Raw genomic sequence first — 14,500 nt, 5'->3', positions numbered from 1 at the left:
AAAATTCTAAAGGAAGGACGGTAAAGAAATGAGTAATGACAAAGGACTTTTGAGCGGCAGCATCACCATTTTGATCGGTGCTGTCATTGCCATCATGGCTCTGGTGCGCGGGCCGTGGCAGGCGTGGCTGCTGATTGGGGTATTCACCCTTTGGGGGCTTTGGGTCGTTCTGATCCTCCTGCTCCCGTATATGCAGCAGGCCAAACGCCGCCGGCAGCGCCAGCAGAGAGAGCGCCGGCTGCACGCTGAAGGCATTTCCCAGAGCACATTCCAGGTCCCGGAACTGGAGGAACCTGTTTCAGACGACCTGCTGCTCCGTTATGCCAACCATCGGATTCTGGCCTATCTGCGCTCGTCGTATGCTGACGCCTGCTTTGAGTGGTGTGAAAAACGGCCGGCAGAGCTGATCCGCACCAACGGAACTGGGCGTATCCGGCTTCATAATGTAGATGGATTCGACCATGCAGACATCACATTCGGCCAGGACGCGACTATCAAGTGTGACCTGCTCAAAATCGTGCCTCTGTCCAAGGCTGGCACAGAACAGGGCGATGAGGCCAATATCCCACCCAACAAGCAGCCCATTGACCCGCGCATCTGGTACGAAAACTGTGGGCGCGAAGTCATGGAAACACTGATCGCCGACCTGAATTCCCGTGGACACAGCAAGCTCACATTGCGGGAAAACGGCGACATCTGCATCCAGCAGGACGATGAACTGGTGCCGCAGGAACATCTTGCGAACTTTCCCGCGAAGGTCTACTGGCCCCGCTTGGTGGAAGTGTTTGAAAGCAAGGGCCTGTCGGCTGAAACCACGGCGCAGGGCATCCAGGTCTCCTGGTGACCGCCATCACCCAGAGAGGGGAGTGAAATCACAATGAAATCAGGGATCAGTCTTGTAGACATGGCAAAGGAGATCCAGCGCCAGGCTGATTTGAAAGCCGACTATATGCTGGACACCCGCAGCCTTCGTCTGGAGCCTTTTGACTCGAAGCTGTACCTCAACGCCTATGACCAGTCCGGTGTCCCGGCGCTTGAACCGCTGGAGGTTAATTCCATTGCCCACCGGCAGATCGGCACACACCTGAAGATCCCGGCAGCCTACTATGACAAGATGATGGAGGAATATCCCCAGCTGCTGGCGCAGAATGTGAACGCCTGGTTCCAGCGGGAGCCCTCTGTCCGTATGATCCGCACCATTGAGGGTACGGCACGGGCATTTTTAAGCAACCGCTACCGGCGCATTGACAACCTTGATATTGCGAGTATCGTCCTTCCCGTCCTTCAGGATATGGAGGGAATGCACTTTGAGAGCTGCCAGCTCACGGAAAGCCGCATGTATATCAAGGTAGTCAACACCCGCCTGGAGGCCGAGGTCGTGCCTGGCGACATCGTTCAGTCCGGCATCATCATCAGCAACAGCGAGGTGGGACTCGGTTCGGTGAACATCCAGCCGCTGGTCTACCGGCTGGTATGCAGTAACGGTATGGTAGTCAACGATGCCCAGACGCGCCGCAACCATGTGGGCCGCGTCAACGAGGCTTCGGAGAACTATCAGCTGTATTCGGAAAAGACGCTGGAGGCCGACGACAAAGCCTTTGCCATGAAGATCCAGGACACGGTGCGGGCCGTGGTAGACGAGGTGCGCTTTACCCGTGTAGTCAACATGATGCGGGAGGCCAAGGAGGCTCGCATGAATACCACCGATGTCCCCGGCATTGTCAAGCTGGTCAGCAGGGACTTCCATATCACTGATGAGGAAAGCTCCGGTGTGCTGCAGCGGCTGATCGAGGGCAACGACCTGACGCTCTATGGTTTATCCAATGCGGTGACCCGCCACAGCCAGGATGTCCCGGACTATGACCGGGCGACTGCACTGGAGGGCATCGGTTACAACATTCTCTCCATGCCGGCAAGGCAGTGGAGCCGTATCAACCAGCTGGCCGCCTGAGTGGCTGCCAACCATCCAATTTTAAGGAGGAACGAACTATGTACGAACAGAACACTTCTATGATGAACACTCCTGAGCGGAACACTTTCCTGCTCCCTGCGATGGTGGAGGGTGATTTCAGCAGCGATGAGATCGCGGAGGATGCGGACGGCCTGCAGATGATGAGTTTCCAGCGGGTGAAAATTCCCGCCGGCGGCGCCCTGCAGTTCGAGATCCCCACGGAAGACCCCGACAATCCGGATTATGCCCGGACCCTGGAAGGAGTCATTCTCTACAATCATTCTGCCTATACCCTGTGGTCGGAAGGCAGCGAGTATGACGAGGACACCAAGCCTCTCTGCTCTTCTGTGGACGGCAAGACCGGCATCGGGGAACCGGGCGGCGCCTGCGCCACCTGCCCGATGAACGCATACGGTTCGGCCAGAGACGGCGGCCGCGGCAAGGCCTGCAAGAATATGCGGGACATCTACCTGCTGCGCAGCGGCGAGTATATGCCTCTGCTGATTTCTCTGCCGCCTACCAGCATCAAGCCGTTCAAGGAGTTCCTGAACCGGGCCTTTGTCTACCGCCGGCGCGCCACCTATGGCAGCCTGATCCAGATTGGGCTCAAGAAGGAGAACAATGGCAGCAACGACTACAGCGTTGCCACTTTCCGCCTTGTGCGCGACTTCCAGGGCGAGGAACTGGCTCAGATCCGCGCCTATGCCAATGGCTTTAAGGAGCAGATTAAGGCTATCAACATCCAGCGGGCCCTGATCAACGAGGAGCAGCGTGCCAACGACTGCGACTATGTAATCCCGGAGTCCGCTACGGCGCCCGGCAGCCCCGATGGGAGCTATGTGGTCGGCGAGATCAACGGCAGCTACGAGAAGCTGCCTGCGTAATGAGTTTTGTTGCGGCCTCAGCTGCATGACATGTCATCAAGGGATACCTTCGGCTCTCGCCGGGGGTATCCCTTTTTTGCTTTAGACTGGAGGAAATATATATGTTATGTGAAGTACCGTTAACGAAGGAGCAACAGGAGTTTGCCGCTGAACATCACGGCTTGGTCTACAAATTTTTGAACGACAACCACCTGCCGGAAGACGAGTTTTATGATGTCGTCATTTTCCCTTACCTGAAGGCAGTACGGGATTACTGCGATAGCACATCTGCCCAAGAGTATTCTTTCAGCACAATCGCCATAAGGCAAATGAGGTTTCGCCTCTATGACTATTTCCGTAGTCAAGAACGCCGCAAGCGCAACGCTGAAATCCTCAGCATTCACATTGGCCTGTACCCGGACGGAGTGCCCCTGGAGGAACTGCTGCCGGCGCAGGATGATCTGATGCAGGAATTTGAGATGAAGCAGCTGCTTCACGACCTGGCTGGCCGTGTCTCCAGACAGCAAATGAACATCGTCCGTATGAAGGGCTGCGGCTACGGCATCCGTGAGATCGCCAGCCACGAAAAACTCCCCATGAAACGTATCAAGGAGCTTCTGGAAGAGGTTCGCGCGGTGTTCCTGGAGTTGTGCTATGAGTAGATGCCTGTCGTCCCTGGCAGGTCAAAGTTAAAATTGAATGGAGGCTGATTATTATGACGAAATCGAAAAAGTCCATTGTAATGCACGGAATGCTTTTGTGCCCGCTGGTTCTCGGCCACTGCGCCTTCCTGCGTGCCAACGGCTCCGACTACCGGACCTCGCCCGTTGTGGCGATCCATCAGCAGTCCGGGGATCTGGTGCATTTCGAAACGCTCAACTCCAACTACTTCCTTTCGATGGATCCTTTCCCGCTGGCGGCCGCCAGCCCGCTCCCGACGGTTCTGGCCGCGTGCGCGTAGAGAAGTCAAAACAATAAGGGGTAATGCCCCATAGGTCCCGGCCGTGGCAGGCACACTTGTCTGCCGCGGCCTTTTTTATGGAGGAATGTATGGAACAATCCAAAACCCTTGCTGTTTCCGTAAGCGCCAAGGAGTTTGTCACATACCAGTGCAGCCAATGCGGCCATTGCTGCCGCCGCATTGAGGGCTGTGTCATGGTGGAAAGCCTGGACGCCTACCGGATGGCAAAACACCTTCGAGAGCAGCATTGCGGTGTCCGCAGTACGGATGATGTGCTTCTCCAATACTGCGAGCCCACACCGCTCACCGATGAAGGGTATCCCATTTACACACTCAAAACGGTTGGAGCAGAAGCATCCTGTGTTTTTCTGCAGGGCAACCAGTGCAGTATCTATGCCGCCCGCCCTCGAACCTGCCGCCTTTACCCGTTTTCGGCGGGGCCCGGTGAGCGCGGCCGGGATTTTGAATACTGCCTCTGTTTTGATGATAACCAACAGTATCACTTCAGCGGCGGGAAGGTGCTTGTCAAGGACTGGCTGTACCGAAACTTTCCCCGGGAAGATAAGGAATTCCTGAAACAGCAGTACCGGGCCATCCCGGAAATCGGCAAGCTGATGCGCCGCATACCAGAGGAACTGCGCCGGGCATCTGTGTTCAAGATCTTGTTCTATCACTATTACAACTTCGACCTGGATCAGCCGTTCCTGCCCCAGTATGAACAGAACAACCGCAGCCTGCTGCATGATCTTCGTCAGCTGGCGCTTCTGGACTGAGGCGGCGCCTATGATGTACGCACTGGAACACTTTTCAGCGCAGGGAACCGGCGGCCGCCCATGTCGATGCTGGATACAGTACGCTATCTGCGGAAAATATGAAATTTTAGAAAAGGTCTGCCAAAACCAGCGCCGGCCGGAGGAATGGCGGGTAATTTCTCTGGCAGCAGGCGTACCAGAAGAAAGGAGTGCCGCATGAGTACCAACCAATACCAAGAGATGCGCAACCGCCAGCAGGCGGAAGTAAACGCATTTCCCATGTTCTTTGCTTTTAATAAACAGCAGTTTGCTGAAGGAATGCGCAAGCTGGGCTTGTCCCCCTCGGACACCCGCCAGGTATGCAGCATTTTTGGAGGCGGCTACTGCCGTAAAAGCGATGTCGCAAAACTGAATGAAATGTTCACCCTACACCGAAAAGAGCTGGAAGATGCCATTGCCGGCGACAAAACCGGGCAAGGTTTTATCTGTGATATGTTCCTCCAGGAGTTGGAGAACCATGAGTACAGTTATACCGGCGATGTGCAGGAAACTCTTGATGCTTTGGGCATTACGGCCCAGTATATGGAGGCTGTTCCGCAACTGCTGGATGGCCTGGCTCTGGCCTGTGAAAAGGCTATGCAGCACGATTGTTTCGACTGACCCAGAAAGAAACCATGCCCCACCGGGGTCCGAATCAACAGCCGCCGCAGCTCATATGCCGCCGGCGGGCTTTTCATTGACAGGAGGTGCAATCTTTGAATTTTCACGAAACGATATGCGGCCGCCGCTTTTTTGACGCCCAGCTGCCCCATCTCACCAAGGCCCTGGAACGCATTGCCGATGGCCTTACCCAACCAAAAATGTCTTTGCCGCATGGCATGACTATTGAGCCCAATTTCCTGCATGACCTCTATTACGGCGAGTACGAACCGAGTGTTTTTAAGGAGCAGGACAAAAAGCAGCAGGTACTTAACCACACAGTATCTGCGGCTGAGACCGCCCTACGCGGGGAACTCTCCAAAACTCCTGCAGCTCTGGCAGCTTTCGAGGTGTACCAAACGGCCGCCGGTGAGCGCAACAGCGCTGTGATTGAACAGGCTTTTGAGTCTGGATACCGTACTGCCATGCAAATGCTTTTTGCTGGGCTGGTATCTGCTCCGCCGGAGGACCACGCCAATGGATGAACAGCAGCACAACGCTTTAGAATTGCCAAAAGGATTATACGAGCCTGTGCTCCGGCAGCCGATGGAGTTAGACTTCCTGCTGGGGCAGGAACTCTCCCTTTGCTTTCATGATTTGGACGGCTCCCATGTGTTCAAGACCTGCTATGGCGATATCTGCAAAGCAGTCAATGCCTTACGGGACTATGCACGGCTGCTGGAGATGGCCTGTGAGCAATGGGACCTGACTGGTTTCCATCGTGCCCTTTATGAGTATCATGCGGAAAAAATGAGGGAAATTGCAGGCAAATTTCAGGCCGGCATCGGCTATGACTATGACGCTGCCATGGAAAAATGCCGCAGGAAAAAGAAACGCAAGAAGAAGGAAGATGATTTTGGTGAGGATGCTCTTGTTCTGGCCTTCAAGCGGACAAAGCAACCCGCCGAGCAGATGAAGGAGGCAGATACTGATGTTGATGACTCTCCCTGGGAAGAGGACGAAGACGAACAGGAAAGTGACGACTGATCACAACACGACCCGCCCCAGCGGGTATCGGGATCGCCAGTCTGGTAAGCTGCAAGCCTACCGCTCTTTTGCTGCCACTCATTTGCATGTGTATGAGCGGTGCCGCCATTTTCGTCGCGGATAACTGAACGATTTTTTGATCTGCGGGGCTAGGGCATTGTACCCAGCCCCACCCCACAAAAAGGAGGGAGCAATGATGATTTATCATCAGCCTGGAGAAGAATTTTGGCATGAGGGTGTCTGCTACAAAGTCGGCGGACGCATTGTTGCCAATGAAGCGAGCGATTACGCAGGGCTCTTCGGAAATATCCTTGAAATCCGCACCGAGGATGACCGGGAGACTGACAACGACACGCCGGACATCTACTGCGCGTTTGAAGCGCCGGTGCTCTCTGCGGACCGTCTTGCGCTGGAGCAGACCTTTTCACAGCTTTACCGTGAGCAGAAACACATCGAGGATCTTGGCCTGGATATGGTCATTATGGGGCCTGAAATGATTGTTCCCCTTGAGCATCCTGCCCAGGTATATCCCACAGGGACGCTCTATGTAGTCGCCGTCCACTGGGCTACCGATGGGGAGTATGGTTCCTATGAAGCGATCTTCACGGAGCGCACCGATGCCCTACATCAATTTCACAATGATCTTCGGGAAGAATTTCTGGCTGGAAGCATTCCACGCTGGAAAGAAAGCAGCCAATTCGTCGAAGAAGAGTCTGACAACAGCTATGAGTGCTATCTGGACGGCGAATACTGTGAGAACCATTTTTCGATTGCGCTGGAACAGCGGGCGCTGCCTCTTTCCCCTGCATTTTGCCGCAGCACGGCAGAATTGTACCGCGCAGAATGCCTGCGGGATGATTTCAGGGAGCATATTGAGAACTGTGACGATTTTCAAGAGCTCTCTGACACACAGAAAGAAGCACTACTGCGTTCCCCCAATTTGCCGCAGCGGATCGCCAACCAGCTGGAACACAGCTGCGCCTACGGTGAGGCTTACTGGCAGGCGGTGTCCGATGTGGCACGCACTCTGCTGAAAGAGTTGCGCCAGCAATCCGCAGGACATAGCCCCTGCTGACGCTGTGACACATAAATCATAATAGATTGGAGGTTTGACTACATGGACGAAAAAGAAAAGAAACTGCGTGAAGACCTGGAATTCCATCTGGATACGCTCCGGCGCAACCTGGAGGTCGTTTCGATGGAAGATCTGAAAGCGAAATACGCAAAGCCATTCAAAGACCTGAAAGATAACATCTGTAAGACTGCCACCGCATACACTCAGTACATTTCCCTCGGTGGTATCCGCGTCAAGAGCCACTACGGCGACGAGGCCGTGAAATACATAAATGAGGCAATCAAAGATACTCCGTACCTGAAAAAGATCTCCGAGGCCGCCTTTGAGCGACAGGACATGGATGAGATCGCGGCACTGGCAAGGCAGCTCCGTGAAGTAGTTTTGCAGAGCCTGCATGTGTTCAGCCTGCCGCTTTTCTGCCTGTATGTTCCTACGGAGTGTATGAATGACTACCACACTCCCCCGGAGATCTATAATGATGTCACTTCACAGGTCTTGCGGAACGGGGAATGGCAGCTTGCGGAGCATATCCGCCCCGGAGAACTGATTCCTGTGCAGATTATTTATGAGGTGCCTGCGCCGTCTGAGGAAGCGGCATGAAGCGGCCGCAAAAATACTTGAGCAGCGAGGCTCACGGCTATTTACAGGAGGCGGAGGCCTGCTCCCTGATCCTCAAAGACCTGGAGCGCATATCCGCCAAACTGCAGCGGCGAATCGATAAAGAGGCCGCCGCAAGGCAAGCTGACTTTGAAGCCGCCATGCAGTACCACAGCGAGGCGGAAATTCAGGATGCTTACGGCTGGGAGTTCATCACTGAGGCACAGTATCATGCCTATTTAGATCTGTTCCGCCGTGGCAGAGAAGCAATAGAAAACCATCCTCCCACCATCTCTGAAATGGCGCTCGCCATTATGCGGAAGGTCATTCGTGATTTAGAATCAGACAAACGGGAATATGAGTTTTCCGCTCTCACACCGGAGCAACAGGTCGTGGAACTGCAACGCGCAGAACAGGCCCGAAAGGAATGGAAGGCACATATTGCCCAGCTGCGGGAGAAACAGGGCCGTGTACTCAAATCCGAGGATTTGGAGGCTTCACATCCTTAGTTTTCCTGCGCCAGCCAAATGCTCTGCCAAATAGGCAGAGGCCATCATTACAAAGGGATCGGCAAACCGTACCGCTACGGTCTGCCGGTCCCTTTCTTTATAAAGGAGTAGAATATGAAGAAAAAACCATCTCACCCAATGCTGAGGAAATACACCGTAACGATTGAAGAACAGATCGTTCAGGAGTTTCCCGTGGAGGCTTATGACCTTTCCCATGCGCTGGAAACAGCCGAAGCTGCCTACAAGCAAGGGGAATTGGTGGTACAGCCCTCAGCACCGACTACCCGCCTGATCATGGCACGGCACAACAAGACCGGAAAAACAACCGGATGGAGAGAATTTTAACCATTACCACAAGGGAGAGATAAATATGAACTTATGGCATGACAAGTCCTATATTTCGCCTTCAGGACCGGAATGGGTCGAACGGGGCTACGCTATGTACGATGTTCATTCCGTGCGCTTTCAATTTGTCTATACGGAAGAACAGAAGAAAGCCAACCGCCGTGCGCATACAGCGGCTGATGAGGGCCAAGCCCTGGTTATGGCTGCTGAGGTACGAAATTCTATTATGGAGCCCGTTATGGACGCCATCGCCCAAAATTTCGTCTGCTATCAGTATGAGGATACCGAGCCGGCGCCTTTCGGGAGCTGTCAGTGGGATCTCTTCTTCTGGTGCAATGATTTCAGCAATACGCTCCACGGCTGTGGCCTGTCCGGACGGGATTACTCCTACTTTACATTGAGTTTCAATGAGAATCAGACCGTGGAAAAGCGTGCCGAGGTCTGCTGGCGGCTGCTGCAATTTCTGGAACACCGCTGCCGGAAAAACCGCAATCTGGATGTTGCCGTCCAGTACAGCATCTGGTACGACCATGAGAAGATCGAAAAAGATGCTGACCGAATGAAATGTCTGCTGGCGGGCTGCAGCTGCACCTATGGCAGTAAGGACGGGAAATTCCTGTTTGATGATGGCATTTTCTGCTTCCGTCCCAAGTACGCCAAGCGGCAGCTCTATCGTGTTTCTGATTCCGAGGTTCTTGCCCTGTGCTGGAAACTAGGCCTGACAGACGATGCTGCTGATGGCAGCCCTCTCGCAACGGGGAGGCACAGCGCATGAAGTACAGAGAAATCTATGCCGCATTGGCAAAGCAAAGGATGGATGTCCCGGGGTTCCGCTTTTTTGAAAGCACAGTTGATGCGGCCTGATGATTGCATCAAAAGGGCAAGCAATGCCCCAATACCATTTTAGACTTCAAAGAAAACGGGGGTGTTTTGGACACCCCTACACACTGCCCTTACCGGCAGGCCTATCACGAGGACCGGCAGGCTGTGCTTTACAGTCTGCTGGCCCTTGTTTTTGGAGGAAATCATGAAACCAATATCCTTTAGTATGAAAGGAACGGAATATGCCCTGACCATCAAGATTGCCACCTATCCGGAGGGCAATCTCGCCATCAAACTCTATCAGGAAAGCTTCGGCCAGTTGGTATTCTGGGACAGCCTCACGGTCAATCTGGGCGGCCTATGTCCCAAAGATTGTGGATATATCAATATCAGGTCCGCTGGCAAACGCTTTTACGCCTGGATCAAGCGTAATGGCCTGGGAGAACGCACCGGACAGGTTCGATTGGAGGACGGCGTAGAATATGTGGAATACCTCTTCAATGCCAAAAAACTAAAAAAACTGGACCCAGAGGGTTATACCTACTACGAGCGGCGCTTGAAGGGAGAACTCGGCCGGCGATATGAGCGGCTATATCAGGCGCTTCGGCGGCTGGCAAACTACATTCCGGATTTCCACTACACCGATTACAGCGGGTGGCGCGGGCTGCAAAATTCCCTTGGCGCGCCCCCACTGCGGGTCGAGGCCGAAGATCCGTCACATCACCGGCGCTTCACTTTTGAGCAGCGCGGAATTATCCTGCGGACTACGATCACAGACTGCGACACCAATCTTGCGCGGAGCAGTTTGTATCGCCGCCGGGAGGATATGGCCGCCGATCTGCTGGCGTTGTTTCAGGGCGAGCTGCCCGCTTCTATCCCCTGGTCCGAAGCCCGCCGCAGAGAAAGCGACGCAAGGCATGACCCGCCTCTTGCTCAGACATTCAAAGAAACAGCCGAAGCCCGCCAGCGGGCAGCAATAAAGAAATCCAGAAGGAGGAGCACAAAATCATGAAAATCAAATTATATCCCAAAGACCTGTTGGAGACTGCCTGGCGTAAAGATAAAAAGCTGTATGCAGACGGCGATGCTGTAAAGCCGCCCCAATGCCTGCGGTGCGGCGCCCCTCTGGCAGCCCACCTGATGGTCAATGCCCTCAGCCGCTATGCGGATGTGCAGATCTGTGAAGCCTGCGGCATGGACGAGGCCCTTCGGGATGCCGCCCATGCTCCTTTGCCCCTTACAGAATGGGATGCGGTGAAGCGCGGCAGACTTCCGGCCTCTGAAAAAGGGCGCGTATGCTATTTGGATACCATCTGCACCTTTGAGGAAGTATTCCGGCACACCGATACACCGCCTATGCAGCTTACTGGCCGGCCCGTCAGCGAGATCGCCTACTCCCGCTCGGATTATGACGGCCATCGGTGGTGGACAACTTGGCACGATGGACCTGGGAAAAAGGCAGCGCCGGAGCTGGTGAAGGAGATCGACGATTTCCAGAATGCCCTGTTCAAGCTGCCTGCCTTCAAAAAGCTGAATACTATGCGGCGGTTCTGCAGGTACGCGCAGGCCACCAGCGAGGCGACGGAGTTCAACCTCTATTCCGAAACAGATCACTTGTATATTTGGATTCGGATGATCACCCGGTTCCGGGATTACAATGTCTATGTTCACTATTACGATAAGGCGGCTGTTGGAGGTAAGTAATGCGGCTGAGATACTACGACAAGCATGGTGCAGAAATTCAAGTCGGAATGCTGCTGCGCCATGATGGCGGCGCTATCGAGCGCGTCCTGGAGGGCGTCAATAGCAACGGAGACATCACGCTTGGCTTTGAGGCATCTGCCTCTGAAATTTATCCGCTGAGTGAGTTCAACTTGAAAGAATGGGAAATTGCGGCAGAGTAATTTTGCCGCAGTGAGGCCGCAGGTTGGGGATTTCCCGGCCTGCGGCTTTTCAGTTCTTTTGTGATTCCTTGTATTCTTGAAAAGGAAAAAATAATACGCTGTAGCCTCCATGACAACAAGCTCTTTTTCGTTCATGGAGTCTAAAAGTACATCAATGTGTTTCCGGCAACTGTCTCCGCCACGGTTGCCCTCCGTATAGAAAAACTGGTCTACGGATATATCGAACAGCGTGACGAGCTTAAAAAACAGGTTGAAGCTGGGGTGCTGGCCTTTGTTCTCAATGTTCATAATGGTTTTGTCAGTCTTGCCGACCAATTCCGCAACATAGGCTTGCGTCCAGCCCTTTGCCTCTCTGGCCTGTTTCAGTGCCAGACCGAGCCCATGAAAGTCAAACCTTCTTTCATCTTGGTACATTTTCATATCACCCTATATCATTGTACATTTCGGGTTGAATTATGAAAATGAAGTGAAATTTGATATGAGGTGATATTTTATTTCCCGTCAGAGGGGAGGTTCGCCCTTGTCCTATTTCAGACCAGGAATTATAATAGAGACATCTGATAATTGATTTATAGATTATGTCGGAAAGGAAAACCGATTGGCAAGGAGCATAGACATGGAAAAAATTTTTAGTATTTTAATCATCGAAGATGACGTGCCACTCAACGACATGACAAAGCGACTTCTCACCCAACACGGCTATTATGTAACTTCTGCCTACTCGGGGAGCGAGGCGCTTCTGTTGATGGAGAAAGGCACTTTTGACTTAATTTTACTTGATCTGATGCTGCCCGGCATACCGGGAGAAACAGTATTGGAGAAGATAAAAAGTGCGATGGATATTCCGATTATCGGTGTGTCCGCTAAAACGGATATAGACAGCAAAGTGAACCTCATACGAAACGGCGCAGATGATTACATCACAAAGCCATTCGACAATCAAGAGCTGCTGGTTCGGATTGAAGCGGTGCTGCGGCGCTTTCAAAAATCCTCCGGCCTCAATAATGGCAAGACGCTTCATTTTAAGGACTTGTCCCTTGATACAGAAGCTATGGAGGCTAAAATCGGGAATACCCCCATTGCTTTGACACGGTATGAATATCTGATTTTACAGCTTTTGATGTCCGCACCCTCAAAAGTATTCACAAAGAACAATATCTTTGAAAGCGTGTGGAATGAAAATTTTATCGGGGACGATAACGCAATCAATGTCCACATTGGAAATCTCCGCAAGAAGTTTGCCAAAGTCAATCCAGAGGAAAAGTATATTCAGACGGTTTGGGGCCTCGGTTTCAAAATGCAGGGCTAATCCTTAGAGAAATCTTATAAAATTTGCACGCCGATCTGCTACAATAAGACGATGTGGAAAGGGGATGATTTTTTGGGGGCTGCTTTGGAAACATCCGGGTTGACCTATGTTTTCCCGGACGGAAACGGGATTAAAAATATCACATTTCAGGTAATGCGTGGAGAAATCTATGCACTGTATGGCGGTCATAACGCAGGAAAATCTGTACTGTTGCAGGCCATTATTGGCACACTCCGACCTCAATCTGGTACTCTCAAATTATTTGGCAATATAGACTATCAGCAGGAGCGCCGCCGGATTGGATTTGTACCCCAAAAATCTGTGACAATCGGCTCTCTGCCACCGGCTGATATGCTACACTATTTTTCTTCTGCTTTTGGAAGTACAGAAAGCCGTTTTTTAGATATATTGCATCTGAACCTGAAAGAAAAAAAGGCGGTGCGGCGATTGCCATTATCGACCCAGCGTTTAGTGAATTTAGCGGTTGCCCTTTTGGGAAATCCAGATATGATAATTCTGGACGACCCTTTTTCCGGGCTGGATAAGGGAGAATGTGAACACCTGCTTTCTGTTCTGACCTATCTGCATGAAATGAACCATACCACGCTTCTAATCTCTGGACAAGATTATACGCTGCTTTCCCGGCTTGCATCCCAATATGGCGTGATGGCAGATGGCAAGCTGCTTTGTGAGCTTACGGCTGGGGAATTGAAAGAGAGCTGCCAGCGGTGCATAAAGATAAGAACCCCGCAATTAGAACGGGCTATTACGATTTTAAGCCAGCGGTTCCCAGATTTTGAAGTGTTGGGCCATGACCTGATTAGAATTTTTCATTGCAATGAGCAATCCGGGGAAATCAATACGCTGCTGGTTCATTCCGGGATAGAGGTATCGGAAATCTGGCTTGCCGGTATGGAGCCGACCGACTATCTTTTGAAAATGACAGGAGGTGCAAAGAGTGATCCAGACGATACAAAGTGAGTTATTCCGTATCCGCAAAAATCGCCTGTTTTGGGCCTGCCTCGCACTGGCTGCTTTTTTTGTCTTTGCGCTTGCCCTGACATTTTATCATAATTCGGTAAATGGTATGCTTCCGGCTATATCACTGGTTTCGTTCACGGAGTTTCTATTTTCAGATTACAGCCTGATTTTTCCGTTGACGCTCTTTTTGTGCCTGTACTTTACAGAAGATTTTCATACCGGCACATACAGTATCGCACTTTCTAAAGGAACAAGCAGAGTACATCTATTTTTTGGAAAACTACTGGCCTCATGGATTGGCGTTTTGTTTTTTCTGTTTGTATGTTTTGGTGTTGCATATTTGTCCATTTTGATAATGGGAGCATCCCGGTATGACATAGACTATTCGTTTTCTGCAATCGGAGCCTTTCTTCTGCTTCAATGTCTGTGCTTTTTAGGGTACACCGCATTTCTCAATCTGCTAAGTTACCTGCTCCGGCATCGGCTAATTGTCACGATTGCCGCATTTTTTCTGCTGGGGGTTTTGTATCTATACCTCACAAAGATAAGCACAGCATTGGATATGGATTATTCGCTCTACAAGTATTGGGTGGTAGGGCTTTCCCATAGCTTGCAGATCAATACCTTTGGGGAGAATTTAATGCCCATTTTGATTACGCTGGTAGTATATTTGTTTTTACCGACAGCCGTTTCGTTCTCCTTGTTTCAAAGGCTGGATTTGCGCGGTTTGGAAAGGCGGTGATGG

At 52.1% G+C, this 14,500-nt stretch carries 19 protein-coding genes and 1 pseudogene; 19 read left to right on the top strand and 1 reads right to left on the bottom strand.

What is annotated here, in order from left to right:
• Nucleotides 1-28 precede the first annotated feature (28 nt).
• The 16 genes from B5G37_RS00745 (at nucleotide 29) to B5G37_RS00670 (ending at nucleotide 11,265) form a co-directional block, all read left to right on the top strand.
• A complete protein-coding gene (locus tag B5G37_RS00745) occupies nucleotides 29-844 on the top strand; it encodes a hypothetical protein (RefSeq protein WP_087235914.1) in 816 nt (271 codons plus the stop codon).
• A gap of 33 nt (nucleotides 845-877) precedes the next feature.
• Nucleotides 878-1,951: a DUF932 domain-containing protein gene (locus B5G37_RS00740; RefSeq protein WP_087235912.1), complete on the top strand. Its 1,074-nt coding sequence runs from the start codon at nucleotides 878-880 to the stop codon at nucleotides 1,949-1,951.
• A gap of 38 nt (nucleotides 1,952-1,989) precedes the next feature.
• Nucleotides 1,990-2,835 carry a hypothetical protein gene (locus B5G37_RS00735; RefSeq protein ID WP_087235910.1) on the top strand — a complete coding sequence of 282 codons (846 nt, stop codon included), beginning with the start codon at nucleotides 1,990-1,992 and terminating at the stop codon, nucleotides 2,833-2,835.
• Between the two features lie 101 nt (nucleotides 2,836-2,936).
• On the top strand, nucleotides 2,937-3,476 hold the full coding sequence (locus tag B5G37_RS00730; RefSeq protein ID WP_087235908.1) for a sigma-70 family RNA polymerase sigma factor: 540 nt from the start codon (nucleotides 2,937-2,939) through the stop codon (nucleotides 3,474-3,476).
• A gap of 53 nt (nucleotides 3,477-3,529) precedes the next feature.
• The gene (locus B5G37_RS00725) at nucleotides 3,530-3,775 is read left to right on the top strand and encodes a hypothetical protein (RefSeq protein ID WP_087235906.1); all 246 of its coding nucleotides are present in this window, start codon (nucleotides 3,530-3,532) and stop codon (nucleotides 3,773-3,775) included.
• Nucleotides 3,776-3,864: 89 nt separating this feature from the next.
• Nucleotides 3,865-4,548, top strand: coding sequence for a YkgJ family cysteine cluster protein (locus B5G37_RS00720; protein ID WP_087235904.1), 684 nt, complete (start codon nucleotides 3,865-3,867; stop codon nucleotides 4,546-4,548).
• A gap of 195 nt (nucleotides 4,549-4,743) precedes the next feature.
• Nucleotides 4,744-5,187, top strand: a complete 444-nt coding sequence (locus tag B5G37_RS00715; protein WP_087235903.1) for a hypothetical protein — start codon at nucleotides 4,744-4,746, stop codon at nucleotides 5,185-5,187.
• A gap of 95 nt (nucleotides 5,188-5,282) precedes the next feature.
• A complete protein-coding gene (locus tag B5G37_RS00710; protein ID WP_087235901.1) occupies nucleotides 5,283-5,711 on the top strand; it encodes a DUF6809 family protein in 429 nt (142 codons plus the stop codon).
• The gene (locus B5G37_RS00705) at nucleotides 5,704-6,213 is read left to right on the top strand and encodes a hypothetical protein (RefSeq protein ID WP_006573873.1); all 510 of its coding nucleotides are present in this window, start codon (nucleotides 5,704-5,706) and stop codon (nucleotides 6,211-6,213) included. The genes B5G37_RS00710 and B5G37_RS00705 overlap by 8 nt, the downstream gene beginning before the upstream one ends.
• Before the next feature lie 193 nt (nucleotides 6,214-6,406).
• The gene (locus tag B5G37_RS00700; RefSeq protein ID WP_058963728.1) at nucleotides 6,407-7,288 is read left to right on the top strand and encodes a hypothetical protein; all 882 of its coding nucleotides are present in this window, start codon (nucleotides 6,407-6,409) and stop codon (nucleotides 7,286-7,288) included.
• A 42-nt stretch (nucleotides 7,289-7,330) separates the two neighbouring features.
• Entirely contained in the window at nucleotides 7,331-7,888 is a 558-nt protein-coding gene (locus B5G37_RS00695) for a decarboxylase (protein ID WP_087235899.1), read from the top strand.
• Entirely contained in the window at nucleotides 7,885-8,394 is a 510-nt protein-coding gene (locus B5G37_RS00690; RefSeq protein ID WP_087235896.1) for an adenylosuccinate lyase, read from the top strand. The genes B5G37_RS00695 and B5G37_RS00690 overlap by 4 nt, the downstream gene beginning before the upstream one ends.
• A gap of 114 nt (nucleotides 8,395-8,508) precedes the next feature.
• A complete protein-coding gene (locus tag B5G37_RS00685) occupies nucleotides 8,509-8,739 on the top strand; it encodes a hypothetical protein (RefSeq protein WP_087221820.1) in 231 nt (76 codons plus the stop codon).
• Nucleotides 8,740-8,764: 25 nt separating this feature from the next.
• Nucleotides 8,765-9,514 carry a hypothetical protein gene (locus B5G37_RS00680; RefSeq protein WP_087235895.1) on the top strand — a complete coding sequence of 250 codons (750 nt, stop codon included), beginning with the start codon at nucleotides 8,765-8,767 and terminating at the stop codon, nucleotides 9,512-9,514.
• Nucleotides 9,515-9,766: 252 nt separating this feature from the next.
• On the top strand, nucleotides 9,767-10,573 hold the full coding sequence (locus B5G37_RS00675) for a DUF4313 domain-containing protein (RefSeq protein ID WP_087235893.1): 807 nt from the start codon (nucleotides 9,767-9,769) through the stop codon (nucleotides 10,571-10,573).
• Complete coding sequence (locus B5G37_RS00670; protein ID WP_204217825.1) at nucleotides 10,570-11,265, top strand: hypothetical protein; 696 nt, start codon at nucleotides 10,570-10,572, stop codon at nucleotides 11,263-11,265. Before B5G37_RS00675 ends, B5G37_RS00670 begins: the two co-directional genes overlap by 4 nt.
• Before the next feature lie 296 nt (nucleotides 11,266-11,561).
• Here B5G37_RS00670 and B5G37_RS00665 read toward each other — a convergent pair.
• Nucleotides 11,562-11,885 (bottom strand): annotated as a pseudogene (locus B5G37_RS00665) (helix-turn-helix transcriptional regulator); the annotation flags it as partial.
• 196 nt (nucleotides 11,886-12,081) lie between these two features.
• Here B5G37_RS00665 and B5G37_RS00660 point away from each other — a divergent pair.
• From B5G37_RS00660 to B5G37_RS00650, 3 genes are all read left to right on the top strand, one after another.
• Nucleotides 12,082-12,774: a response regulator transcription factor gene (locus B5G37_RS00660; protein WP_058963734.1), complete on the top strand. Its 693-nt coding sequence runs from the start codon at nucleotides 12,082-12,084 to the stop codon at nucleotides 12,772-12,774.
• Nucleotides 12,775-12,846: 72 nt separating this feature from the next.
• Nucleotides 12,847-13,755, top strand: coding sequence for an ABC transporter ATP-binding protein (locus B5G37_RS00655; RefSeq protein ID WP_242962715.1), 909 nt, complete (start codon nucleotides 12,847-12,849; stop codon nucleotides 13,753-13,755).
• Nucleotides 13,733-14,497, top strand: a complete 765-nt coding sequence (locus tag B5G37_RS00650; protein WP_058963735.1) for an ABC transporter permease — start codon at nucleotides 13,733-13,735, stop codon at nucleotides 14,495-14,497. The genes B5G37_RS00655 and B5G37_RS00650 overlap by 23 nt, the downstream gene beginning before the upstream one ends.
• Nucleotides 14,498-14,500 lie beyond the last annotated feature (3 nt).

It is taken from the genome of Pseudoflavonifractor sp. An85 (assembly GCF_002161235.1).
Lineage (GTDB): Bacteria > Bacillota > Clostridia > Oscillospirales > Oscillospiraceae > Enterenecus.
This window is presented reverse-complemented; position numbering and strand designations above follow the sequence as displayed.